21 protein-coding genes and 1 other RNA gene are annotated in these 26,609 nt (G+C 47.5%); 1 reads left to right on the top strand and 21 read right to left on the bottom strand.

The window, feature by feature from the left end:
• Nucleotides 1-20 precede the first annotated feature (20 nt).
• From ftsA to OCV37_RS11880, 14 genes are all read right to left on the bottom strand, one after another.
• Nucleotides 21-1,283 (bottom strand): cell division protein FtsA, encoded by a 1,263-nt coding sequence (gene ftsA / locus OCV37_RS11815; RefSeq protein WP_038183255.1) that lies wholly within the window; start codon nt 1,281-1,283, stop codon nt 21-23.
• Nucleotides 1,264-2,058 (bottom strand): cell division protein FtsQ/DivIB, encoded by a 795-nt coding sequence (locus tag OCV37_RS11820; protein ID WP_038183253.1) that lies wholly within the window; start codon nt 2,056-2,058, stop codon nt 1,264-1,266. Before OCV37_RS11820 ends, ftsA begins: the two co-directional genes overlap by 20 nt.
• Before the next feature lie 184 nt (nt 2,059-2,242).
• The gene (gene murC / locus OCV37_RS11825; RefSeq protein WP_038183873.1) at nt 2,243-3,706 is read right to left on the bottom strand and encodes a UDP-N-acetylmuramate--L-alanine ligase; all 1,464 of its coding nucleotides are present in this window, start codon (nt 3,704-3,706) and stop codon (nt 2,243-2,245) included.
• 11 nt (nt 3,707-3,717) lie between these two features.
• Nucleotides 3,718-4,782: an undecaprenyldiphospho-muramoylpentapeptide beta-N-acetylglucosaminyltransferase gene (gene murG / locus OCV37_RS11830; protein ID WP_038183251.1), complete on the bottom strand. Its 1,065-nt coding sequence runs from the start codon at nt 4,780-4,782 to the stop codon at nt 3,718-3,720.
• A complete protein-coding gene (ftsW, locus tag OCV37_RS11835) occupies nt 4,769-5,938 on the bottom strand; it encodes a cell division protein FtsW (protein ID WP_038183249.1) in 1,170 nt (389 codons plus the stop codon). Before ftsW ends, murG begins: the two co-directional genes overlap by 14 nt.
• 42 nt (nt 5,939-5,980) lie before the next feature.
• Complete coding sequence (gene murD / locus OCV37_RS11840) at nt 5,981-7,300, bottom strand: UDP-N-acetylmuramoyl-L-alanine--D-glutamate ligase (RefSeq protein ID WP_038183248.1); 1,320 nt, start codon at nt 7,298-7,300, stop codon at nt 5,981-5,983.
• 120 nt (nt 7,301-7,420) lie between these two features.
• Nucleotides 7,421-8,503 (bottom strand): phospho-N-acetylmuramoyl-pentapeptide-transferase, encoded by a 1,083-nt coding sequence (gene mraY / locus OCV37_RS11845; protein ID WP_038183246.1) that lies wholly within the window; start codon nt 8,501-8,503, stop codon nt 7,421-7,423.
• A complete protein-coding gene (murF, locus tag OCV37_RS11850) occupies nt 8,500-9,864 on the bottom strand; it encodes a UDP-N-acetylmuramoyl-tripeptide--D-alanyl-D-alanine ligase (protein WP_038183243.1) in 1,365 nt (454 codons plus the stop codon). Before murF ends, mraY begins: the two co-directional genes overlap by 4 nt.
• Nucleotides 9,861-11,354: a UDP-N-acetylmuramoyl-L-alanyl-D-glutamate--2,6-diaminopimelate ligase gene (gene murE, locus OCV37_RS11855; RefSeq protein WP_038183241.1), complete on the bottom strand. Its 1,494-nt coding sequence runs from the start codon at nt 11,352-11,354 to the stop codon at nt 9,861-9,863. The genes murF and murE overlap by 4 nt, the downstream gene beginning before the upstream one ends.
• A 9-nt stretch (nt 11,355-11,363) precedes the next feature.
• Entirely contained in the window at nt 11,364-13,085 is a 1,722-nt protein-coding gene (locus OCV37_RS11860) for a penicillin-binding transpeptidase domain-containing protein (protein WP_038183238.1), read from the bottom strand.
• On the bottom strand, nt 13,082-13,414 hold the full coding sequence (ftsL, locus tag OCV37_RS11865; protein WP_038183235.1) for a cell division protein FtsL: 333 nt from the start codon (nt 13,412-13,414) through the stop codon (nt 13,082-13,084). Before ftsL ends, OCV37_RS11860 begins: the two co-directional genes overlap by 4 nt.
• Nucleotides 13,411-14,367, bottom strand: coding sequence for a 16S rRNA (cytosine(1402)-N(4))-methyltransferase RsmH (gene rsmH, locus OCV37_RS11870; RefSeq protein WP_038183231.1), 957 nt, complete (start codon nt 14,365-14,367; stop codon nt 13,411-13,413). Before rsmH ends, ftsL begins: the two co-directional genes overlap by 4 nt.
• A gap of 231 nt (nt 14,368-14,598) precedes the next feature.
• An RNA gene (rnpB, locus tag OCV37_RS11875) (RNase P RNA component class A) lies at nt 14,599-14,991 on the bottom strand.
• Nucleotides 14,992-15,118: 127 nt separating this feature from the next.
• Nucleotides 15,119-16,489, bottom strand: coding sequence for an MATE family efflux transporter (locus tag OCV37_RS11880; protein ID WP_038183228.1), 1,371 nt, complete (start codon nt 16,487-16,489; stop codon nt 15,119-15,121).
• A 139-nt stretch (nt 16,490-16,628) separates the two neighbouring features.
• Here OCV37_RS11880 and OCV37_RS11885 point away from each other — a divergent pair, with 139 nt between their 5' ends.
• Entirely contained in the window at nt 16,629-17,528 is a 900-nt protein-coding gene (locus tag OCV37_RS11885; RefSeq protein WP_038183871.1) for a LysR family transcriptional regulator, read from the top strand.
• Nucleotides 17,529-17,685: 157 nt separating this feature from the next.
• Here OCV37_RS11885 and OCV37_RS11890 read toward each other — a convergent pair whose 3' ends face one another.
• The 7 genes from OCV37_RS11890 to OCV37_RS11920 all read right to left on the bottom strand — a co-directional run bounded on the left by OCV37_RS11890 (nt 17,686) and on the right by OCV37_RS11920 (nt 26,590).
• Nucleotides 17,686-19,791, bottom strand: coding sequence for a methyl-accepting chemotaxis protein (locus tag OCV37_RS11890; protein ID WP_038183225.1), 2,106 nt, complete (start codon nt 19,789-19,791; stop codon nt 17,686-17,688).
• A gap of 423 nt (nt 19,792-20,214) precedes the next feature.
• A complete protein-coding gene (locus tag OCV37_RS11895) occupies nt 20,215-21,645 on the bottom strand; it encodes an aldehyde dehydrogenase family protein (protein ID WP_038183222.1) in 1,431 nt (476 codons plus the stop codon).
• A 24-nt stretch (nt 21,646-21,669) separates the two neighbouring features.
• Nucleotides 21,670-22,890: a carboxymuconolactone decarboxylase family protein gene (locus OCV37_RS11900; protein ID WP_245609139.1), complete on the bottom strand. Its 1,221-nt coding sequence runs from the start codon at nt 22,888-22,890 to the stop codon at nt 21,670-21,672.
• A 127-nt stretch (nt 22,891-23,017) separates the two neighbouring features.
• Entirely contained in the window at nt 23,018-24,634 is a 1,617-nt protein-coding gene (locus tag OCV37_RS11905; RefSeq protein WP_038183219.1) for a bifunctional 3-(3-hydroxy-phenyl)propionate/3-hydroxycinnamic acid hydroxylase, read from the bottom strand.
• 12 nt (nt 24,635-24,646) lie between these two features.
• Complete coding sequence (locus OCV37_RS11910; protein WP_211252073.1) at nt 24,647-25,489, bottom strand: alpha/beta fold hydrolase; 843 nt, start codon at nt 25,487-25,489, stop codon at nt 24,647-24,649.
• 27 nt (nt 25,490-25,516) lie between these two features.
• Complete coding sequence (locus OCV37_RS11915; RefSeq protein WP_038183217.1) at nt 25,517-26,119, bottom strand: amino acid synthesis family protein; 603 nt, start codon at nt 26,117-26,119, stop codon at nt 25,517-25,519.
• 12 nt (nt 26,120-26,131) lie between these two features.
• The gene (locus OCV37_RS11920; RefSeq protein WP_038183214.1) at nt 26,132-26,590 is read right to left on the bottom strand and encodes a VOC family protein; all 459 of its coding nucleotides are present in this window, start codon (nt 26,588-26,590) and stop codon (nt 26,132-26,134) included.
• Between the last annotated feature and the right edge of the window lie 19 nt (nt 26,591-26,609).

A 26,609-nucleotide genomic window follows, 5' to 3' on the forward strand; every position in this document is an offset into this window, starting at 1 on the left:
CGTTTTTCCTGCAACTCAGGTTAAAACTCTTTCTGTATCCAATTACGCAAACGACCAAATAGTCCAGACATCGATTGGCGTTTAGGTTCGCTATATTCTGTCTCGTCGTTAATTTGGCTATCCCTTGCATAATGGAGTAAACCAACCGCCGTAGAATGATACGGCTCTTTGACGTAGTCCGTGAGGCCACTCACTTCAAGTGGTTTTCCAACACGGACCTGATTGCGGAAAACACGTTCCGCACACTCGACCAGTCCTTCAATCTGAGCGGCACCACCCGTCAGAACGACCCCAGCAGCTAAATGATGTTTGATCCCTTCAGATCGTAACTTTTCCTGCACAGTATCGATTGTCTGGTGAACCAGTCCCATTAATTCAGTGTAGCGAGGCTCTATCACTTCCGACAAGGTTTGACGCTGCAAACTCCGGGAAGGTCGCCCCCCAACACTTGGTACATTGACCGTGTCATCTTTACTGACTAACTCACTCAACGCACATCCATATTTTACTTTTATCTCTTCAGCATCGCTGACTGGCGTCCCGAATGCAAATGCAATATCACTGGTTACAGCATTGCCAGCGTACGAAAAAACTTCCGTATGGCGCAGTGCCCCACCAGTCCAAATCGCAATATCCATCGTTCCGGCACCGATATCGACCACACAGACACCGAGTTCTCGCTCATCTTCAGTGATCACCGCGTTGCTGGCAGCCAGCCCTGAATAGACTAACTGTTCAACTTTCAGTCCACAACGCTCCACAGCCTTAATGATATTTCTCGCCATATCATTATGACAGGAAATAAGATGCACGCTCACTTCCATGCGCACACCCGATAACCCAAGTGGATTTTTAATGCCTTCCTGATAATCAATCGTAAACTCTTGAGGGATAACATGCAGGATTCGCTGCTCATCGCCAATCTTAATTGATTTTGCGGTATGAATGGCCCGGTCCATATCTTCCTGAGAAACTTCTTCCTCAGAAATGGTTCCCATTCCTTTTTCAATCCGACTCGCAATATGTTTGCCAGAGATTGATAAAAAAACGTTGCGAATCTGGCACTCAGCCATCAATTCAGCTTGGTCGATTGCTCGCTGAACCGACTTTACAACCGATTCCAAATCATTAACACCACCCTTATCCATGCCTCTGGATGGGCTGGTTCCTGCACCGATGATATTAATCTGCCCGTCAGGCAATATTTCTCCGACTAAAGCAGAAACAGTTGCCGTGCCAACATCGAGACCTACAATTATGTTGTCATCGGTCATTTTTGTCATCCGTTGTATTCTCTTGTTCTAACTCTTGTTCCGAAAACCACCCGACAGCAGCTCCGGTATCATATCTGAGGTCAATATAGCTTATTTTTTCAGCTTTTTGACCAAAATAACGATAAAGTGCAACGAACCTCATGATTCGTTCCTTGATCGACTCTTTCCCCAATTCAAGGCGAATACCGTTGTCCAGTATGATCTGCCAAGCTCTGCGCTCATTCAGCAACAGAGAGGAAATATTCAATCCTAATTTTTGAAATTCAGGATTATATTCTCGCCACATATCAAGGACTTCAACCGACGAATTTTCCGGGCCATATAATTTGACATGCTCGCCTTGCACAAGCCCTAAATCGCCATGAAACACCACACCATGTTCGTCCAAAAGTGCCTGACCATTCCATATCGCCTGAACTTGGTGCTCAGTCAGGAACACTTTAATCGTATCTGGCCATTGCTTACGAATCGAGGCATGTTCAACCCACGGAATCATTTGAACACGACGTTGTAACTGATCCACATCCTGAGACATAAATGTTCCGATATGCTCCAACGAAGCAAAGGCCTGCTGAACATCATGTGCCGTCACATACTTCAAATGCCCCTGCAAAATGATTCGAGACAGAGGTAATCGGTTTTCATCCCACATCCAACTTAATGCAGAATAAAGGAGTAAGCCGATGAAAAAAGTCACCGAAAACAGAAAAATCCCACCCCAGACTCGTTCTCTGAGCCATGGTGACAGTGACAGCTGATGGCTTCTCATTAATATTTGCTTCATTCAAGTTCACCGTCAGCCATCAATTGACTTTGTATATCCTGCTTTCGAATTACAATTGTGGCAAAAACATTCACTATAACTTTCGGATTATACTGAGCTCACTAAAAGTATCAAATAAAGAAAAACAGAAATTTAGCCCTGATGCCAACTTCCCTATCATTTGAAACAGATAAATATTAGCTTTTTATCCTACTTGTTGCATTTTTTCGATATTCAATTGCAACAACGCTAATTGTCTCGCTACTTTGCCAATATCACCCGCGCCTTGCGTCAACACTAAGTCACCATCTTGTAATACATTTGCGAGCACACCCGGTAACGTCTGACTATCAGGGACAAAAATCGGATCAATTTTGCCGCGGCTCCGAATCGTCCGGCATAATGAACGTCCGTCAGCACCGGCAATCGGTTTTTCACCTGCCGGATAAACATCGAGCATGATCAGCACGTCAACCTGCTCAAGAACATTGGCAAAATCATCATATAAATCGCGGGTTCGACTATAGCGATGCGGCTGAAAAATCATCACCAAACGCTTTTCTGTCCAACCACTTCTGGCCGCCTGAATGGTCACATCAACTTCTGTCGGATGATGACCATAGTCATCAACCAGCATGACTTGCCCCCGACCAGAATCAAATACGCCCAAATGATCAAAGCGGCGGCCGGTCCCTTGCGTACTTTCCATCGCTTTCAAAATGGCATCATCACCAATGTCATCTTCCGTTGCGACGGCAATCGCAGCCGCTGCGTTCATTGCATTATGTCGACCGGGAATATTCAAGGTTATCGATAAATCAGAACGCCCTTTACGGACCACGGTAAATTTACCCTGCTGACCATTTTGCTGATAATTTTCGATACGAACATCGGCATCCGGTGAGAAACCATAAGTCACAACATGACGACTCAATTGCGGAATCAGTTCCCGCACCACCGGATCATCGATACAAAGAATCGCTTGTCCATAAAAAGGCAAATTATGTAAAAAATCGATGAACGTCCGCTTCAGGGTTTCAAAATCCCCGTGGTAGGTGTCCATATGATCCGCTTCAATATTAGTCACAATACTGACCATTGGCTGCAAGTGTAAGAAGGAGGCATCACTTTCATCCGCTTCTGCGATTAAAATACGGCTACTTCCCAACCTTGCATTGGTTCCGGCACTTTTAACTAATCCACCATTGACGAATGTCGGGTCTAACCCGGCTTCGGAATAGATTTGTGTCACTAAAGCGGTCGTCGTCGTTTTACCGTGTGTCCCCGCAACCGCAATCCCATGGCGAAAGCGCATCAGTTCAGCCAACATTTCAGCCCTACGTACAATCGGCACTCGTCTTTCTCTGGCTTCAATAAGCTCAGGGTTATTCATGTCAATTGCTGTAGAAACAACGACAACACTCGCTTGTGCAACATTTGCCGCCTGATGACCGATATGAATCACTGCACCTTTGGCGGTTAAATTATCGGTGACAGCATTGGCCGCGATATCAGACCCCGTGATCTGATAGCCTTCATTCAATAAAACCTCGGCAATACCACTCATACCCGCACCACCGATCCCGACAAAGTGAATACACTTCACCCGACGCATTTCAGGAATGACGGTTCTGAGCTGGGATATATCGGGCGTATAGGTCATTGTCATGAAACTTTCCATTATTCAGTTAAAGAGATGATCGCATTCGCAACGATCTTATCAGCATCAGGCTGTGCAAGTTGTCTGGCTTTCACAGCCATATCAAGCAATCGGCTTCGGTCAAGCTGAGCAATGGCATCTGCCATTTTCTGCGCGCTCAGTTCGGGCTGTTCAATCATCATCGCAGCCCCTGATGCAACCAAATGATCAGCATTCAGTGCTTGTTGGCGATCTTTGTGCATGAAAGGAACAAAAATCGCCCCGACACCAGCGGCTGCAATTTCAGAAACCGTTAACGCGCCAGACCGACAAATCAACAAATCAGCCCATGCATACGCTTCAGCCACATCATCGATAAACTCCGTGACATGCACCGACGCAATCTGTTGGTGGTGATATTGTTCCTCAACCGCCGATTGATTACCTTTACCGGCCTGATGACGAATTTCAAATTCATGATGCGCCAACAATGCCATCGCTTCAGGCATTGTCTGATTCAAAATACGGGCGCCTTGGCTTCCCCCCATCACTAAAATCCGAATGGGGCCATGACGGTCTTGCATTCGCTGCATGGGCGCAGCCAATCGGACGACATCCGTACGAACCGGATTGCCAACCACATCAGCATTCGGAAATGCTCCAGGAAACGCCTGAAAAACACGGCGGGCGATACGAGAAAGCCAACGGTTGGTCAACCCCGCTACCGCATTCTGTTCATGTAAGACAACGGGAATGCCCAATAACCAAGCGGCAACACCACCGGGACCACTGACATAGCCTCCCATCCCTAACACAACATCCGGTTGCCACTGTTTGATATAGGCCCGGGCCTGAAAGATGGCATTGATAATTTGAAAAGGCGCTTTTAATAGCCGAACAATACCCTGTCCCCGTAATCCTTTGACCTGAATAAAATCAATATCAATCTGGTGCTTAGGGACTAATTCGGCTTCCATTCTGTCGGCGGTTCCCAACCAACGAATTTCCCACCCTTGCGCTTGTAATGCTTTGGCAACGGCAAGCCCGGGGAAAACGTGTCCCCCGGTGCCACCCGCCATTACCATTAAACGTTTATTCTTGATCATTTGTGTTCTTTACAACTTCTTTTTCCATATCTGCGAGCCGGCATTCAAAATCGATTCTTAATAAAATTGAAACCGCGACAGACATTACAATTAAGCTCGAACCACCATAACTAATCAGTGGCAGCGTGAGTCCTTTGGTCGGAACAATCCCTGCTGCTGCACCGACATTGACCAATGTCTGAAAAGCAAACCAAATACCAATGCCGAAGGCCAGATACCCCCCAAACTGTTGCTCATGCTCAAATGCTTTTTTACCGATGAATACCGCTTTCATGACTAACCACATCAGTAACAGCAAGACCAGAACAACGCCGACGAACCCCAGTTCTTCGGCTAAGACGGCAAAGACAAAATCGGTATGCGCTTCAGGTAAATACTCCAGTTTTTGAATTGAATTTCCGAGCCCCTGACCAAACCAGCCACCACGCCCGAAAGCCATCAGTGATTGTGTCAACTGATACCCACTACCAAAAGGATCTTCCCAAGGGTCGAGAAACGATGTGACCCGGCGGATCCGATATGGTTCAGCAATGATCAGTCCAATGACGGAAAGAACCCCGGCAACCATCAAGGCAATAAACTGTGACAACTTTGCCCCGGCAATAAATAGCATGCCGAATAAAGTCACCAACATCACAATCACGGTTCCCAAGTCTGGCTGAAGCAGTAGCAAAATAGCCAGACATGAAAACACCATAATCGGTTTCATGAATCCGCCAAAAAAGGTTTGCCTGACTTCATCATGCTTTCTGACCAAATAGCCAGACATAAAAATAAATAACGTCAGTTTTGCCACCTCAGCAGGCTGTAGGTTAAACAGGCCCAAAGGAATCCAACGAGATGCGCCATTCACGGACTTTCCGGCAATCAGTACAATCACTAACAGCACAAATGAGATCGCTAATAGCAGTGAACTGTACTGAAACCAACGATGTAAGGGAACTTGCAAAACGACAGCAGAGACCACTAATGCCAACGCTAAAAAAGTTGCCTGCCGAAACATAAAATGGAACGGTTGATCGGTCAGCCGTGAGCTCACGGGAAACGATGCCGATGTTACCATCACCAAACCGATTAACATCAGTCCCAGTGCAATCCATACCAGTTGTCGATCAAACAGTACCTGAGGACTTGGCGTCTTCAGCCATCGAATCATTCTGGCGGTTGCTTTCGATACGAGTGACACAATAACCCTACACTATGCGTACTGGTGTGCTAAATCGGCAAAGGCATCACCTCTTGCCATAAAATTCTTAAACTGATCAAAGCTGGCACAAGCAGGTGAAAGCATCACGATATCTCCCTGTAACAGCTGAGGGGCGATATCGGCAATCGCATCAGCCATTGTTTCATACTGCTTTGCAGCCGGATGCAGTTGCATAAACTGCTGACCATCACGCCCAAAGCAGCAAAGCCGGACATTGAGTGAACTGAGAACCGGTGCCAGCGGCGAAAAATCAGCCCCTTTACCGACACCGCCGACCAACAGATACAAAGTCCCGTTGAGAGTCAGACCGGAGAGCGCCGCCAAAGTGCTGGCAACATTCGTCGCTTTAGAGTCATTGACCCACTGAATGCCACGATTATCTTCAACAACCTGACACCGATGTGTCAGTCCTGTGTAAGACTTGAGGACTTCAAGCCCTTTTTCGTAGCAAATACCGGACTGTTGCAACAAAGCGAATACGGTCAGGACATTAGCCAGATTATGGCGTCCGACTAATCGGAGTTGGTCACAGGCAATCACCGGATGTCCCTTCGCCATCAGATACTCACGGCCATCGTTTGACTGCAGAGCAAAATCGGCCGCTTGAGAAATAGAGAATGTGACAACCTCACCGGAGAACATCTCAGGAAATGTCGCGGGATCGTCACGATTGACGATCGCAGCTTCGGCATGCATAAAAATACGCAGTTTTGCTTGACGATATCCATCAATATCTCGATATCGATCCATATGATCTTCAGACAAATTCAAAAATGCGGCAGCTTTAAGTTTGAGGTGACTCGTTGTCTCTAGCTGGAAACTGGAAAGTTCCAGTACATATAAGTCGACAGATTCATCAATCAAGTCCAGTGCCGGAACGCCGATATTACCACCGACAGCAACCCGAAGACCGGCCGCTGCGGCCATTTTTCCGGTTAAATCGGTGACGGTACTTTTCCCATTGGATCCCGTAATCGCGATGACTGGTTTATCGATATGCCGGGCAAATAGCTCAATATCACCAACAACGGGTGTACCGGCCTGAATAACGTGCTGGATTTCTGGTGTGGCTAACGCAATACCAGGATTGATGACGACCAGATCGGCTGCGGCTAACCATTGATTGCACCAGCCGCCTTGATAACATGCAATACCAGCCGGTAATTCACTCAGGCCCGGTGGATTATCCCGAGTATCGATGACTTTTACTGCAATATCGGGATGATATCTGCGAAGATACTTCACGACCGACAGGCCGGTAATTCCCAAGCCAACGACAACCACATTGTTTACATCTTGCCAATCATTCATCTTTTACCACGCCATTTTTAGTCGATGCTTAAACGATCATCCAAAGATAAACAGCATCGCCATCCCAAACCATCACAGCCCAGTGCTATACCAACCACAGCAACCGGATGAAACAAAGCATCAACGGACTTTCAGAGTCGCCAAGCCAATCAGAACCAACACAATTGAAATAATCCAGAAACGGACGATCACGCGCGGTTCGGGCCAACCTTTCAACTCATAGTGATGGTGGATTGGAGCCATTCTGAAGATACGTTGTCCACGCAATTTATAAGACCCGACCTGAAGGATCACCGAGAGCGTTTCCATCACAAAGACGCCGCCCATGATTACCAGCACAAACTCCTGCCGCACAAGCACAGCAATAGTTCCCAGCGCACCACCTAAGGCCAGTGAGCCGACATCGCCCATGAATACTTGTGCCGGATAAGTATTAAACCATAGAAAGCCCAGTCCGGCACCGACAATGGCAGTACAAACAACGGAAAGCTCAGAAGCGTAAGCGATATAAGGAATATGAAGATAATTGGCAAAATTGACGTTGCCTGTCGCCCAGGAAATAACCCCAAACCCGGCAGCAACTAACACCGTCGGCATAATCGCCAGTCCATCCAGTCCATCGGTCAAATTGACCGCATTACTGGTTCCGACAATGACGAAATAAGTCAGAATAATATAAAACATCCCCAATTGTGGCATAACATCTTTAAAGAAAGGCACCACAAGCTCCGTCGCGCTGGTATCTTTGCCATGCAGATACAAAGCAAATGCGACACATAAAGCAATCAGAGATTGCCAAAAATACTTCCATCGTGCGATCAGACCATCGGTATTTTTACGTACAACTTTACGATAATCATCCACAAAACCGACAGCCCCGTAACCGAGGAGAACAATCATCACAGCCCAAACATAAGGATTGGACAAATCCGTCCACAATAGCACCGTAATCAAGATCGATGCGAGAATCATCACCCCGCCCATCGTCGGTGTGCCGCGTTTGCTGAAGTGAGATTCAGGGCCATCATTGCGCACCACTTGTCCGATTTGTAACAATTGAAGTCGCTTAATCAGGCGAGGTCCCATCCAGAGAGAAAGCCCCAATGCAGTCAAAATGCTGAGAATGGCTCTGAATGACAGATATTCGAACAGACGAAAGAAAGAAAAATATGGCTGTAATAATTCTGCAAGCCAAATAATCATGCGTATTTCTCCTTGAGAGCAGCAACTATCTTACCCATCCCGGCACTGTGTGCGCCTTTGACCAGTAAAACATGCTCTTGATTTTGATTATTATTATCGAGTTGCCGCTCGATATACTTCATCATGTCTTGGTGTGAAGAGAAATGTTCGCCTTGACACACCTCACTGATAATTTTGGCATCTTCGCCGTATGTCAGCACATAATCGAACCCAAAGGCTGATGCATGTTCACCAACTTGGCGGTGAAGTGCAAGACTTTCATCACCGAGCTCAGCCATGTTGCCTAAAATAAGCCATCGTACTGCAGAAAATGTTGCCAAAAGATCAATCGCAGATTTCACCGCTGGCACACTGGCATTATAGCTATCATCGATCAAGCGAATGTTTGGGGTTAGCATCGATACATCGACACGCCCCTGCACGTTTTTCGCGTTTTCTAATCCGGTTTTTATTTCATCTAACGTTGCACCGACAGCGGTTGCCAATGCCGCCGCAGCCAAAGCATTGGCAATGTTATGTTCACCGATGATATTCAATTGAATTTCTCGCTGACCTTGTGGTGCAATCAGAGTAAAACTTGGGCGAGCAGATGTATCCAGACGAACGGATTGTGCATAAAAATCAGCCGACGCATCTTGTCGTGAGAAAGTCACCACATGTTTATCCGCGAGAACCGGTTGCCACAATGTCTCTCCCTGACTATCGAGATTCATAACCGCTGTCGCTCCGGGTTTCAGTCCTTCAAAGATCTCACCTTTGGCAACTTTGACGCCATCTAAAGATCCAAATCCTTCCAAGTGTGATGCAGCAACATTATTAACCAATGCCGCATCCGGTCTGACTAATCGAGTCGTATACGCGATTTCACCGATATGATTCGCGCCCAGCTCAATAATAGCAAAATCATCTTCAGGGCAAGATCGGAGTAGTGTTAAAGGTACGCCAATTTCATTGTTGAAATTGCCTTGCGTATAAAGCGTCCGACCTTTTTGAGATAAAATCGCCGCCACCATCTCTTTCACGGTCGTCTTACCGCAACTCCCGGTGATTGCAACGGTTTTCGTCTGGCACTGCTGATGAATCCATGCAGCAATTTTTCCTAATCCTTGGCGGGTATCACTGACAACAATCTGAGGCACATTGACTGGTAATGGTCGGCTCACCAGAAGAGCCAGTGCCCCTTGCTCGATAGCCTGCTCGGCAAAATCATGCGCATCAAACCGTTCACCAGTCAGGGCAATAAACAGTGCACCTTTGTCAATATGCCGGGTATCCGTTGAAATAGCACGGATATCAAGATCTCTGCCGATAAGTTCAGCTTCGAGAATATTTGCCAATTGCGATAATGAAACCTGAATCATGCCATTAACTCCAACAGTCTTATTGCCGTCTCTCGATCAGAATAGTGATGCGTACCTTCCGCCGTAACCTGATAATCTTCATGGCCTTTACCGGCCAACAGGATAATATCGTTTTCACCGGCCTGAGATAATGCGAATTCAGTCGCTTTTTGCCGTTGATGTTCAACATGTACATTCGCCGGGACCTGTAAGCCTTGCAACATATCTTCAATAATCTGCTCAGCCGGTTCACGACGTGGATTATCATCGGTCAGAACAACATGATCTGCCAATCGCTCCGCAATAGCAGCCATCAGCGGGCGCTTACCCCGATCCCGATCCCCGCCACAACCAAAGATGACCCATAACTTGCCACGGCAATGAACTTTCAGCGCAGAGAGAGCCTTTTCCAGCGCATCCGGGGTATGGGCATAATCCACAACAATTTTGGCGCGCCCTGCTGTTTGAAATAACTCCATACGGCCGACAACGGGACATAAATGCCCGGCTGTCGCGACTAAATCATCTTTATCAAATCCCAGTACCAGCATTGTCGTCAATGCCAGTAACACATTACTGGCGTTAAAGGCACCAATTAAAGGCACGGAACAATTGCCACTTCCCCATGCGCTGTCAAAAGAAAGGAGGATACCATCTTCACGATAACGGACATCTGTCGCCCAAAGACCAAGCCGGGTCTGAGGACGTTCCGAGAGCGAAACGCCAATCGCATCATTCAGCTCATCACACCATGAACGCCCCACTTGATCATCGACGTTAATCACCGCCCGTTGACACAGGTGGGTGCAGAATAATAATTTTTTCGCCTGCGCATAGGTTGCCATATCACCATGATAATCCAGATGATCACGGCTTAAATTGGAAAATACGCCGACATCAAAGTGCAATGCTTTGACCCGATCTTGCACCAGACCATGCGATGAGACTTCCATTGCCGTATAATTAGCACCCTGATTTATCAGTGAAGAGAGCGTTTCTTGAATATCAATGGCACTGCCGGTGGTATTGCCTGCGGGCTGTAACTGATCAAGAAACCCATTCCCTGTCGTACCCATCACCGCACAGCGCTGACCTAAAATATTCAGCCATTGTGCAATCAATTGAGAAATTGTCGTTTTGCCATTGGTTCCGGTGATCCCCACCAGCGAATGGTGTTGACTCGGATGCTGATAGAGCCGCCCGGCTAATTCAGAGAGATGCGTATTCAGTTCATCCAAATAGATGACTGGTACAGCCGCCCGGGCTTCAATGGTACCGTGTTGTGTCTGAGAATCGGACTGCGCAATGACTAGGTTAGCGCCTGCGGCAATTGCCGTATCAATAAACGTCCGCCCATCAATTTGATGTCCGATGACCGCAACAAAAGTATCTCCGGAATGAATCTGTCGGCTGTCAAGTACCAGCCTGCGAACCGGAACATCCGCATATGTGGTAGCCTCAAGTTGAAGCCAGGGAGAAATCAATTCAGCAATCGATATACTTTCACACATACGTCTTCCTTATTGACTGCGGGACTGATTATCATCAGGCGCAATATTCATGATCTGGAGTGCCCCTTTCATGATTTCAGCAAAAACAGGCCCGGCAACCGAACCACCGTAATATTCATCCCCTTGCGGCTCATTCACCACCACAACCAAAGCCAGGCGAGGATCACTGACCGGGGCAATCCCAGCGGTGATATTAACATATTCATCACTATACCCCCCTTTGGTTGCTTTTCGTGTTGTTCCCGTTTTCGCCGCAACCCGGTATCCGGGAATCGCAGCTTTGGTCGCCGTTCCGCCGGGCTGAGTGACCGTTTCCATATATCCCAGCACTAATTTAGCGATATCATGATCAATCACTTTCTTGGATAGATCCTGCTGATTGTTTTCAATAATATGCAATGGTTGATAAACCCCGTAATTTCCCAGCGTGGCATAGGCATGGACCAGCTGAATCGGGGTCACCGAGATACCATAACCGAACGCTAACGTCGCAATTTCAAATCTGGACCAACGCGTTCGAGTCGGAAAAATCCCAATGGATTCGCCGACAATATTCAATCCTGATAATTCCCCGAACCCGACGGAGCCATATAATCCCAACAGTGCCTGAATTGGCATTCGTAAAGCCAGTTTAGCCACCCCGATATTGCTCGATTTTTGGAGAATTTTTTGTAAATTGGCTTTTCCGACCCGCGACACATCCCGAACCCGGCTGCCGCCAATACGGAACACACCATTTTCGGTATCAATCACCGTATTCTTATCCGCGACACCGTTTTCAAGCGCAGCAATTTCTGTAAACGGTTTAATGGTTGAGCCCGGTTCCATTGCATCGGTCAATACTCGGTTTCTCATCCGAAAGGTTTGCAAATCCGAACGATTATTCGGGTTATATGATGGTGCGTTGACCATCGCCAGAATGGCGCCGCTTTTGACATCCACAATAATCGCAGATGCGGATGTGGCCCGGTGATCTGCTTTCGCCTGTTTCACCGCTCGATAAGCGATGGCCTGAATTCGTTGATCAATGGTCAGTTGTAACGGTTTCCCTTCCTGCTTGGCTTCCAAGGCAATGTTTTCAACGACCCGTCCATAACGGTCTTTCCGAATGACCTGCTTACCAGCTTCGCCACTCAGCCAGTTATCATAACTTTTCTCGACCCCTTCTAAGCCGTGACCATCAATCCCGGTCATCCCAATTAAGTGAGCACTAACTTCACCGGATGGATAATAACGCCGCGATTCAGATTTCAGGCCAACCCCTTTTAACTTCAGCTCACGGATATATTTGGCCATCGGTGGGTTCACCTGCCGTTGTAAATAGATAAAACGACGATTTTTATTTTCAGAAATTTTATCAATCAAATCCTGACGATCGAGCCCCAGCACATCGGCTAAAGCGTACCACCGGTTTCGGTCATCCAATTCATGATATTTAAAAATAGTGGCCGGATCGGCCCATACGGCATCAACCGGGACACTCACCGCCAGCGGTTCGCCATTCCGATCAGAGATGATTCCCCGCGCTGACGGGATGGTTTTCGCGCGGATCGAACGCAAGTCGCCCTGATAGACTAAATTATCAGGCTCAATGACCTGAATGTAAGCGGTACGCCCAATCAGAATGCCAAAGGCGGAGAAAATAAAGAATAAAATAATATAGAAGCGCCAACGAATGAATACATGGCTTTGAGAAGGCTGCTTTTGTGGGGAAGGCTCGATCTTTTTCATTTCAGAGGAACTACCACTTCCTTGTCTGCATCGGGACGAATCATATTCAGGTCTTTCTGAGCCAAGTCCTGAACCCGGCTGTTATCTGAAAGCGCAGTTTCTTCCAATAACAGGTTACGCCATTCACTATCTAAGTGTTCTCTTTCAACCATCTCATGCTCTCTCGCGGTGATAGCCATGCGAGCTTGATGTGTCGTAAATACGATGCCCATCGCGGTCACGAATATGATGAATAGCAAAAACAGCGCTAAACGCCCGACGGTGAATAGATCGGTTAAAATCACTCGCACCAGATTCGGACTGGATTGGCTGTTTTTTGTCTGTGTCATGCTAGTTTTTCCGCAATCCGAAGCACCGAACTTCTGGAACGGGTATTTTGTGCGACTTCGTGTTCAGATGGTTTAATCGCCTTACCAACCGTCTTAAGACGAGCACTTCCCAGTGCCTGAATCTGAGCATCGGTCAAAGGGAGTCCATGCGGAACCTGTGGTCCTTTGCTTTCTTTACGCATAAAGTGCTTCACCATCCGGTCTTCCAGTGAATGAAAGCTAATCACCGATAAACGTCCCTGAGGTGCAAGTATCGATAACGCGCCTTTTAATGCACAGTCAATTTCGTCTAATTCACTATTGATATAAATGCGAAACGCCTGAAAAGCACGCGTTGCCGGATGTTTTTTCTCTTTATAATTTTTCGGCACGACATCGGCAATCAGTTGAGCCAGCTGACGTGTCCGTTGTAACGGTTCATTCTCTTCATTGTTGCGATAATCAATAATCGCTTTGGCTATTCGCCGGGCATAGCGGTCTTCACCAAATTCACGAATGACCCAAGTAATGTCATCTAAGTCCGCCTCATTCAGCCACTGAGAAACCGGCACACCTGATGTCGGATCCATACGCATATCCAGCGGACCATCTTTTAAAAAGCTGAACCCGCGCTCGGCATCATCCAATTGGGGGGAAGAGACCCCCAAATCGAATAGCACCCCATCGACTTTACCGCTCAAACCATATGTTTCGGCATAATCAGCAATCGCGGAAAAAGGACCATGAATAATCGTAAAGCGGGGATCATCGATCTGCCGGGCGGCTTCAATCGCCTGAGGATCCCGATCAATACTGTAGAGTTTTCCCTGTGGCCCAAGTTTGGACAAAATCGTACGCGAATGTCCTCCCCGGCCAAAGGTGCCGTCGATGTAAATACCGTCTGGTTTGATGTCCAGTCCGCGGATGGATTCATCCAACAGGACGGAAATATGCTGAAATGCTGTTTGCGTCATTCGTTCTCTCGTAAAACCTCTGCAAGCAACCCGTCCCATATGCAATACATATAAGGATCCGAATACGTTTAACTTGCTCAGGACACTATGGTAGTAGAATGCCAGAAACACTGCTACTCCCTTCCTGAATACCAGACGTGATATTGCGCCAAGTTTAAACGATCTGGGACAGATAACGTCAATATAAAGCAAAAAACCCATCATGACTGAAAATCATGATGGGTCAAGAATAGCCGGAGTTAACCTATAAGCCGGGTTCTGTTCCGTTTTGCAACGGTAGTAGCCATTCCTCTAGGCCAGCAATCGCTCACTGGCTCAAGCAACCTACCCGCTCCCAGACGCGAGCCACGCCATACGAGAGCCTATTTGGTCTTGCTCCGGGTGGAGTTTACCTTGCTACGAACTGTTGCCAGTCGCACGGTGCGCTCTTACCGCACCCTTTCACCCTTACCTGACCACAAGGGTCATCGGCGGTCTTCTCTCTGCTGCACTTGTCGTAGGCTTTCGCCCCCCAGGCGTTACCTGGCACCCTGCTCTATGGAGCCCGGACTTTCCTCCCCTTTATCAGTCTCCCCGGCCAAAGCCAAGGGACATCAATAAAGCAGCGACTACCCAGTCAACTCCGAGCGCGAATTGTATAGAGAAAGGACAACGCTGTCTAGCGATGAAGAAACGACTGATGGTTTTCCATCCGCTCCCACAGTAATTCAAGCAGAACCATTGCGATCTTTCGTCACAGCGTCTCGCCCTCTCAGAGATGAGACAAGCATCGGTTTGCAGCGGTCGTTGGTTTCTCTCTTAAACCTTTTAAGTTCATCCATAGCATAGGTAAGACAACGAGGGTGAAGGCGATATTCGATAATGGTACCGACAACCACACGCCCTCAATACCAAACAACCTCGGTAACATAAACAAGAACGGCAATTGCACGACCATGTTTCCTACGGAGACAAACAGCGCCTGACCACTCTTCCCTACCGCAACAAAGTAAATCGATGCCATAAATAAGAAGCCATCTAAAAACAGCGCCATCAGATGCAACCGAATCCCGACCTTGGTGGCCTCAATTAACGGCTGATTCGCATGCGTAAAAAAACTGGCGAAAAATGCGGGAAAGAGATTCAAAACAAGGACGACAACGATCCCTGAACCAATCGTGACAGAAAACGCTAACTTCACGGTTTGGATAATCCGTGGGTACTGCTTCGCCCCCAGATAATAACTGACAGGCGGCTGCAAGCCACTGACTAAGCCTTCAGCAAAGAAGTAATAACAGCTCGCTAAATAACCGACGATGGCGAACGCCGCCAATTGGGTCGTATCCCCATAGTCCATAAATAACCGGTTATGCAGCGCAATGATAAAACTCATATAGATAAACATGACTAAGTTCGATGCCCCAAGCTGCATGATTCGCTGCGCAATATTCTTATCAAACTGATGCAGCGATAAAACGGTTTTTGCTTTCGCCGAAGTAAAATACCGCAGGCACAAAACGCACGTTGCAAGCTGTGCAATCAAGGTCGCGACGGCCGCTCCTTTTAGCCCCATGCCGAATATCCCTAACAAAACATAATCCAATACGATGTTTAATAACGCCCCCGCCACAATGAAGCGTGTGGCCATGTTCGGGCTATCATCATTACGCACTAGCATCGGCATGGCACTGGCACCGATCGAAATCAAAGCCCCGTACGACATGACTTCAACATATTGCCAACTCAGCATCAGCGTGTGACTCGTTGCGCCTTGCAGGTGTAAGCCAGTTTTACCGAAAGAGATAAACACCAGCGTGGCCAATAAACCGATACCGACCACCAAAAACAGAGCGGTCACTAATGTTGCTTGCATTGCATAGCGGTTCTTCTCGCCGCGATACTGGGACAACACACTGCCACCCCCCATGCCGATGAGAAGCCCAAAGCCCATGATCAGTCCCAATAATGGCATCGCCATATTGACTCCGGCGAGTCCTTCGCTTCCGACATATTGCCCGACAAATAAGCCATCAATAATCTGATACAACCCACTCACCAGCATGGCAACAATCGAGGGAATCGCAAAGCGCCAAAAGGCCTGTGCGACCGATTCGGGTAGCTGAGTTGTTGTCTCGTTTGGCATGTTGCCTCTCCCATTGCATAAAAAGAGAGCGCATCATATGACAAATTAAGATATAACAAAGTTAGTTACTATCCGTTTATAGGATAGGTAACAGACTTCTTTAGCAAGCTTTGGATACATGTTTGAACAGGAGATGTATGTGAACTGGACCCTTGACCAACTACTCGCCTTTGTGACTGCCGCCGAATTGGGATCTTTTTCGGCTGCGGCAAGAAAACTGAATAAGGCGCAATCGCGTATTAGCAGTGCCATTGCCAATTTAGAACTGGATTTAGGCTTCGAGTTGTTTGATCGCCGCTCTAAGTTTCCGGTACTCACATCATTAGGCAACGAGATGCTCCCTGAAGCGCAAGCCGTTCTGAACCAATGCTTACGTTTGGAATCAAGAGCCTTAACGGCAGTGAGTCAAGAACCAATTTCGTTACGGATTGCCATTGATGAGGCGCTTCCCTTAGCAACCATCCATACCATGTTTCCGCAACTCGGTGATACCTTTCCCAACACCCACTTAGTGATCACCAATGGTTCCCGAGATGACATTGCGATGGCCATTGCCAATCACAATGCCGATATTGGTCTCATGATCAGCCACAATCAATTGCCTGCCAAATTACAATTGCACACGCTTGGCTATTTAAAAAAGGTACTCATTGTCGGTCAACAGCATCCTCTGGCCAAAGAAGAGATTCTGAGTCTGGTGCAATTACAACAATATCGACAATTCGTCTTATGCAATCGTTCAGGAGAAAATCGCGAACACGCCTTCAGTCCGGATCATTGGGATATCGACAGTTATTATTTAATTTGTGAATTGGTCACACAAAATCAAGGATGGGCGATTGTGCCTGAACACATAGCCAGCACGGAATGGTTTTCACAACAACTCAAAATTGCCAAAAGTGACATATTATCGGACCGCTTTATGGAAGTCGGTATTGTCACACTGATTCAAAGCCCTCGCTCGACGCTAACCGATTGGATCATGGCCCAAATGCGTCAATTAATGGCAAATAACCCGAGTGAAAAGACAACGCCATAACCCGATCATGCTCTGAGTGAACAAGCAGCTCTCTGCACTCAAAGTGTGTGCTATCAAAGTAGCGATGTCTTGATGCTCAAAATAGCCTCTATCCATAAAAAAGCGTGGCATTCGGATGAAAATACCACGCTTATGGAAACCATGTATGAACCGCTGATTACTTCACTTTCAACAAAGACAGAATGGCGGTTAATTCACCGACAGCTCTGGTATTATGACTATTGCTGCTTTCCAATTCACTGACAATGTCTTTCAGTCTGGCAGAAGATTCATGAATCCCGACCAGACTCCGGTTAATATCCTCAGCCACATTGGATTGCTGTTCAGCAGCAGAAGCAACTTGAATCGTATTATCTGAAATGCCTGCGACTCTTTGGTTAACAACCCCCAATTTATCGGCATTTTCAACAGAAGAAGTCACCGTTTGCTGGGCATTTTCCTGACTCTTGACGATCAGTGCGACTGCCGATTGAACATCCTGTTGCAAACCTTTGATCAACTCATCGACTTCTTCTGTCGACTCCTGAGTCCGCGCGGCCAAATTACGCACTTCATCAGCCACCACAGCAAACCCCCGCCCTTGTTCACCAGCCCGTGCGGCTTCAATGGCTGCATTTAATGCCAATAGATTGGTTTGCTCAGCAATCGCTCGGATGGTATCCAGAATGGTGTTAATAGAATCACTGCGTTGAGACACTTGCGCCACCTGATTACTGGCATCATTTAACTGATCGGCAAGACTTTCAACCATCTGGCGGTTCGATTGAACCAGCTCAAAAGATTCGGAGAGGAACTGACTGATTTCCGTGGCAGCTTCACCATTATGCCGTGCCAGATTTGCCACTTCGGTTGCCGAACTGGACATTTCTGTTACCGCAGAAACCACTGAATCGATTTGTTCCGCCTGTAGCAGAGTCGACTGATGGGCGGTTGCTGTCGCCTTGGTAAACTCATCATTGGTTGTAGCAACCACATCTCGCTGCTGGATGAGACGCGTAATCATATCCTGCAATTTACCCGTAAACTGATTAAACCCTTTGGCTAACAACATCAACTCTAAATGTTTTTGCTTATCAAGGCGCTGGGTTAGATCTCCGTCTTCAGACGCCAGTTTTTCCATCCGTAAAGCAATACTACGCAGCGGAGATGTCACGGTATTGACGACTAAAAAGACTAACACAAGCCCGGTAAGTAAAAGCCCGACCGACAAACTCACAAATAAGGTAATTGAACTGCGGGTTTTATCACTCAGCTGACCGGACATTTTGGTCACAGGAGCCAATAATACCGAGGTTGGTACAGAGACATAAATTTTCCAGGCATTGGGAGCCGTGTTAATCGTCATGCTATCGCTGTATACCCATTGTTCAGCGCCTTTGGTCAACCCTGATGTTTGATTGGCAAAAGTTAATTTCAGTTTGTTTACGTTTTTACCAATCGCATCGGGCAGTTCGCTGGAGCCCACAATCAAACCTTTTTCACTGACAATAGTGATTTTACCTTCACCGTTAAATAAATGACGACTCATTTGCTCCAGCTTTTTTTGAATCTCAGACAAATTAATATCCGCACCCACCATACCGGCAAACTTGCCATCGGCCATGACCGGCGCTGAATATGTTGTCATTAATACCTTTTGCCCACTGGTCAGCTGAAATAAATAAGGGTCCGACAGACAGGATTTTTTCGTATCCATCGGACACAAATACCATTCGGAACCCCGAACACCATTTTCATCTTTATCCTGAATATATTTCAGCTCAGGCTGTCCCGGACTATAAATATAATCCCCGTTATCACCGATTAACCAATAGGTGTCGAGCGTACCGACTGAAGACGTATGATCCCCGGTTCCCATTGACGCCTGATCTTTTCCATCGTAACCATTGGGTTCAAATTGTGCGTATAACGCATTCATATTGGGTGAGCTTTTGAGTAACGACAGGGTCATGTCTTTAACTTGTTGACGCATAAAAGGAGTGCCACCATTGCCCGCTGCCGTATCGGTTAAGACTTTGGCAAAGCTGGAGACGACTGCCGCAGTATCACCAAGATAATTTGAGACCTGAGCATGAACTTCACTGGCTGCGGATTCTAATAAAAGTGCGGCTTGATCGTCTTGATATACTCTCAGTTCATTGGCAGAGAAGTCGCTCAAAGAACGAATCGAGTGAGCGGATAGGTAAGTCAGTATACCAATAAGACAAGCAAAGAAGACGCCGGTAATCACAACCAACTTTATTCTGATACTATATTTAGACATAAAAATACCTCAAGTCATACCGCATATACTTTCTAAACCTGCATTAGTAAGAAAACATACCTTTAAATTTAAGTCGCACCCACAACTGTGTCAGTCAAAATACCGGATGCCCCTCCATAAAGATTAGTCTTTTTTTATATAAATCACTCGGTCGTTGTTTGTGATAGAGCACTTCTGTTTTTACTTAGAAAAGCCCCTCAGTGTCCGAGAAATTGCTTGAGCTTAAAGGAATCGCCAATACGGCGCAGATTAAAATGAGATGAGAACAGCCACGTTACGCGGCTCACCACGGAGGAAGCGATCAACGCGGATCGCTTCATAATAATCACTAGATTTTTATGCTTATCATTAAAATAAAAATACAGTAAAACGAAACACTATCATTCCTTCAATGGCTTTTCGTTGTATAAAAAGGAACCCGGATCACGAAATATCACGCAGTACCATTAGTTTCATTTCCGTCATATCTTCGATAGCAAAGCGAACCCCTTCACGCCCTAAGCCACTGTCTTTAACCCCACCATAAGGCATATGATCAACCCGCCAAGAAGGCACATCACCAATGACCACACCACCCACATCAAGCACATCCCATGCTTTATAGGCTTTATAAATGTCTTTGGTAAAGATGCCCGCTTGTAAGCCAAACACCGAGTGATTGACCTCAGCCAGTGCCGCATCAAAATCACGAAACGACGATAAAATCGCAACAGGGCCAAACACCTCCTGACAAGAAACCGACATGGCGGGATCAACGTTTTCCATGAGCGTTGCCGTCAGCATAGCGCCATCTCGCTGACCACCCGCCAGTACTTTTGCTCCGCCGGTAACCGCTTCTTCAATCCAGGTCTGCAAACGCTGCGCTTCTTTTTCACTAATCATCGGACCAATAAAGGTGTTCTCATCTAATGGGTCGCCGGAGACCAATGCGCTGACGGCTTCGGTAAGACGCCGCTTCATATCATCATAGATCGCTTCATGTACGATAATGCGCTGCACGCTGATACAGCTTTGCCCTGATTGATAATAAGCCCCAAAGACAATGCGTTGTACCGCATCGTCCAAGTTAGTGCCTTCATCAACGATACAGGCAGCGTTGCCTCCCAACTCCAGCACAACCGGCTTTTTACCCGCTTTAGCCTTCAGCGCCCACCCCACATCCGGCGAACCGGTAAAGCTGAGCAATTTCAAACGCTCGTCTGTGGTGAATAAGTCAGCCCCTTCACGATGACAAGGCAAAATAGAAAAAGCACCTTTTGGCAGCTCGGTCTCGGCCAGAATCTCACCGACAATCAACGCACTCACCGGGGTTAAGCTGGCAGGTTTGAGAACAAACGGACAACCAGCGGCAATCGCAGGGGCAATTTTATGAGCGGCTAAATTCAGGGGAAAGTTGAACGGGGAAATAAATGAGCATGGGCCAATCGGAACACGCTTCCACATACCTTGGTAATTCGCAGCACGGGCAGAAATATCCATCGGCATCACTTCGCCATAAATCCGTGTGGCTTCTTCCGCCGCGATTTGGAAGGTATCAATCAGCCGGGTCACTTCCCCACGCGAGTCTTTAATCGGTTTCCCGGCTTCAATACACAACGCATAGGCCAACTCTTCAAAACGTTCTTTAAAACGCGTAATACAGTGCTGCAAAATCGCCTGACGCTGATAAGCCGGCAGGGCTTTCATTGCGTCTTTGGCCGCATCTGCAGCAGCAATAGCTTGATCGATGTCAGCCGCACTGGCCATAGCGACCTTGGTCGCAACTTCATGGGAGTACTTATTGTGAACTGACAAATCCGTGTTGGCATAAACGGCTTCGTTAGCCAGATAAAATGGGTAACTCGATTTCAGCATGGTCTGTTTCTCTTTTTGATAAGGTTAAGCGAGGTCAGGCGCGTCTAAATCCAACCCCATTTCCTTTAATACGCTGCCTGCCGTACGAAAGGCATCGATCGACGCCGGCACACCACAGTAAATGGCAACTTGCAATAAAACTTCGCGAATTTCTGCAACCGTCACACCATTGTTCACGGCACCCCGCACATGTAAGGCTAGCTCATGAGGACGGTTCAACGCTGAGATCATCGCTAAATTAATCAGACTGCGTTCGCGCTGTTCCAACCCGGTCCGTTGCCAGATATCCCCCCAGCAATATTCAGTGACCAACTGCTGCAGCGGACGTGTAAAGTGAGTCGCCTGATTGATTGAGTTATCGACGTATTCTGCGCCTAAAACCGCCTTACGGGTGGCAAGGCCTTTATCAAATTTATCTGTCATCACGTTACCTATAACTGACTGATATTGAAGCACGACCGTCTGATCGAGCAGATGGAGGAGATAGGTGTGTCCTGAGACCATATCGACAGGTTTGGTCAGAGAACCACTCAGAAAATGCTGTCCTGCTTTTACTTCACCAAAGAGCGTCAATATGCCTTTTATCATGCATACGACGGACCCCAGCGGCCCGCCCAGAACATTCACGGCAGCGCCGACTTCGCTGGTACGGTCTGTTTCGAGCAGGCATGGACAACCGGACTGTTCAAGTACCTGAGCATCAAACGGCATCATTGTCCCCACCTGATAAAAACCCGCCGCCGCATTGTCGGAGACAAAATGGGGGATATCGAACTTCCAGCCCTGAAGACGACAGTCAGCAACTTCAATCGCCGGCGCCATCCACGCAATCGCTGCCAGAATCTCGTCATCAGAGACATCTTTGCCGGAGAGATCTTTCCCTAACACAAATAGAATTTCAGATTCAATTTTAGGCGCTATCACCTGATCCTGAGTTAACGGGCCAGACAGTCGATTGGCAGCAAACAGCGGCGCATAAATCGGGGCTTGTAGGGCAAAACGGTCTAAGGCTGGCTGACTGGACAAAGCGACTTTCCAGCCGATCAACGCATTCCCCGCTTGTTGGTTCAGCTCAATTACCGCTTTTTGTACTTGGTAACCAAATGCAATATCTTGTTCGGAGAGGGCATCAATCAAGGGAATCGCCGTACATTCATGACGGGCACGCATCAAAATTTTTGCGATACTCTCTTCGGTGACCGTTCTTGTGTTCAGCGTTTCTGCTGCAATGTTTTTCTCTGGCATAAGGGACTCGCTTCTGCTTCTCACTCACGTCGCGGTAACGACATTCGCTCACCAGTTTTCGCGACTATTGTTCTGGATGAAGCAATCTTTTATGGATTAGGCACTCTTCTATGGATTAGGCACGCTTTTATTGACCAGGTAATAGTTTGGCGCGCAGCTCATCTAAAACTTCATTGAGACGTCTGGGTGAGGTTAAGGCTGCGACAAAACGATCAGGACGAATCACCACGATTTTATCCCGTGCCTGACTAAACCAATCGGCCAGACTGTTCTCTAAATCTTCAACGCAACAGCAACCCGATGCCGTCAAGCGCTCATCATGGCTCAACCCACTGCGAGAAGGGTTTACTTGTACGTACCGGGTCTGCATCTCATGCCAAAATGCTTGATTCTCATCGGACATAAAATCAGTCGGATTGAGACGATAACCGACGATAGAAAACCAATCGCCTAATACGGTATCCAACTTCTCCTTGTGACCTTCCGCCGTTTCAACATTTGGCTGAATAAAGAGTTTGCCGACCAGACTGTCTTCATAGATTTCTTCACTTTCGTGATACACAATCCCCTTGGTAATGTGCGCCTTGGGTTTGAATTTGAATTCCACCAAGTGTTCACGCAGGCTATCGACCGAATCGGTTGCTTTGAACATCCAGTCACGAATGCCCGCCATAATCGGATTGGTCATGCCTAATACCGCGCCCATGTTGTCTGCCAGACCAACCAGATCCGTTGCATGACCACGCCGCTCATCATCATAGGTTTGCAAAATACCCGGAGAAGCAAAGCCTTTCACCACTGCCGCCACTTTCCAGCCGATATTGACCACATCGCGAATTCCGGAGTTCAGGCCCTGACCGGCCCAGGGCGGGGTAATATGGGCAGCATCACCACACAAGAGTACCCGCCCTTTGACAAACGTATCCGCCACCCGGGAGTTATGGGTGTAGGCACGAATACGGACAATATCCAAATCATCCACTTTGTCGCCGATGTGACGACGAATCAGATCGCGAATCACCGCTTCCTGACAAATCTCTTCTTCTTTCTCATGCGGGAACAACATAAATTCCCAGCGGCGATGTTGATAAGGCAGATAGATACATACGAAAGGTCGCACCGGATCGCCGTGTAAGGCCGTAAACGGCGCATCCAGAGTGTCGTTAGCCGCATCGACCACCACCCATTTTGCCGGGTGAGTCAGCCCCGTAAAGCCAATATTTAATTGCTTACGAATCTCAGAACGTCCGCCATCGGCAGCAATCACATAATCGGCTTCCAGACAGTATTCTTCGCCGGATGGATCGGTGACGTTCAACACGACTTTATCGTTGTCGTCTTGGATGCCCGTCATGGAATGCCCCAAGCGTAAATCCACCGAATCGAAGCGCTTCAAGCCATCCCGTAAAGTCACCTCTAAGAGTTGCTGCATAAACATATTACGCATCGGCCAGCCATACTGAGCAGCTTTCGGTTTCACTTCGGCAAAACAGACACCACGGGCGTTGTAATAGCGCAACGGCACATTACTGATCATGTCTTTGACGGCCATGTCGGCCAGTCCGACACCCTGTAAAACACGCAAAGCTTCATCATCCATTCCTACCGCTCTCGGGTAAGGCAGAATCTCTTCTGAGGCTTCAAGCAAAACGGTGTTGATGTTGTACAACCCCATATAATTGGCTAAAGTCACGCCATTTGGCCCACCGCCAACAATCACAACATCTGCTTTTTGTGTTTTCATCCCTCAAAACCTCTAATCAGTAAGAACTGTTCGTATGAAACGTACCACCGCCGCATTAAATTTTTCCGGTTGGTCGTCGTGCACATAATGACTGGCATGATCAATTTGAACCGTCTGAACCCAGTCCGTTGACGCCATAATATCCGCCACGGTCTGACTGGATAAAAAGTCCGAATCCCCCCCTTTAATTAAGAGCGTCGGGCAGGCAATCGCACGAAATGCTGGCCATAAATCAATCGGTTCAATGGTTAAACGTGCCTCGGCAATGCCTTGTTGATCGTGCTTCCACGTCACTTTTCCGTCCACTTCACGAAACGAATGCGTCAATCGGGCTTGTAACGCCTGTTCGGTTAAGTGCGGACGCGAACTGGTCCAAAAATCTTGCGCCGCTTGCCAGGAATCAAAACTTAACGGCGTATTGCTCATTTCCCGACGAATGCGTTCAGCCCCGTCTCCCTGTTTGGAAGAGCCCGGACCAATATCTTCAATCACCATCGCCATGACACGTTCCGGATATAAGCGTGCAAACTCAGCGACGTTCTGACCGCCGAGTGAATGGCCAATCAAGACAAAACGCTGCAATCCCAAATGATCGACCAAGCGGGTGAGGTCTTGTACATAAGTTTGTGCGTGATAATCCTTGGCCGGCCCCCAATCACTGTCACCGCGTCCCCGTTGATCCAAGGCGAAGCAGGTAAATCCATCCCCCAGCGCATCAACCAGATCTTGCCAGGTCTGTGCAAAACCGCGCAGCCCATGCAACATCACCACCGGTACCTTGCCATTGCCCCATTTCAGGTAATGCAGGTTCAGTCCGTCACTGGTAAAAAAATGGCTACTACTGGACATTGTCATGCTGAATCCCTCCATCAAAAATGACCGCTAAACGAGGCCATCTTCTCCTTTGACATCCTGTGCTGCTAAGCCACCTAAACGTGCATGTAAACGACCACGAGTCGCAAATGACCAGATAATCAGGACTTCATCATTGCGCGGTGCATCATTAAAAGACACGGCAATAGAATCATAATGAGAGCGTACATAGAGCGCATTTTTATGGGCTAACGGCACATCAATGACAGCACCGGGCGCACCGACTTTACCGGTAGAAGGCACCCAAGACTTCCCGCCACCAACCGCATCACGGACCGGGTTTGCTGCAGGATTGGTCAAAAACGCATTCCCGTGTTCATACTCGCCAAAAGCTCCCACCAGCACGGCTTTACCATAACTGACGATCTCGTTATCGCCCGCTAATTCTTGAATACGGCGGCCAAACTCTTTGCCAAGTTCAGGGGAATTTTCAATCAGGACAGATAAATCTTCAGAATAGGTATTCGCCAAGGGGTTATGAATTGCTGCTGCAATTACATATTTTTTAACCGGCTCACCGTCGGCCAGTTTCCCTGTCTCATTGGCCAGCGTTTCTTCATAATGGTAGAACCACTTACGAATATGGTATGAACAGAAGTTTGCTTCTTTCATGGTTTAAAATCCTTAGTCAAAAATAGGTTCGAGCTTAATCGGACGACTCGGCGCATGCGCATGTTTAAAGCGATACTTGCCAAGCTCATCATCGTGCTCAGTTTCTAAGAAAAACTCTAAACGATTGCCATCCGGGTCTTCAAAATACAGCCCAATCCCCACTTCATGATCCGTGGTTTTGACAATCGGAACATTTTTGGTCAATAACATGCCATACAGTCGGCGCAAAGTGGTCAGGTCGCCATCAATCTCCATCCCATAATGCTGGAGGCCAATGATGCCTTTGCTCGCTCCTTCCGGCGCTTTAATCAAAGCAATATCATGGTGCTTATCACCAAAACTCATCATCACCCACTCATCACCATTACGGGCATTTTTCTCCATAGATAACACATCTGCATACCACTCTGCGGAAGCAGCGGGGTCGGATACAAATAAAGAGATATGAGTACGATTGACTTTCACCTTCATCTTCATCACCTATTTTTAT

Source organism: Vibrio rhizosphaerae, assembly GCF_024347095.1.
Classification (GTDB): Bacteria; Pseudomonadota; Gammaproteobacteria; order Enterobacterales; family Vibrionaceae; genus Vibrio; species Vibrio rhizosphaerae.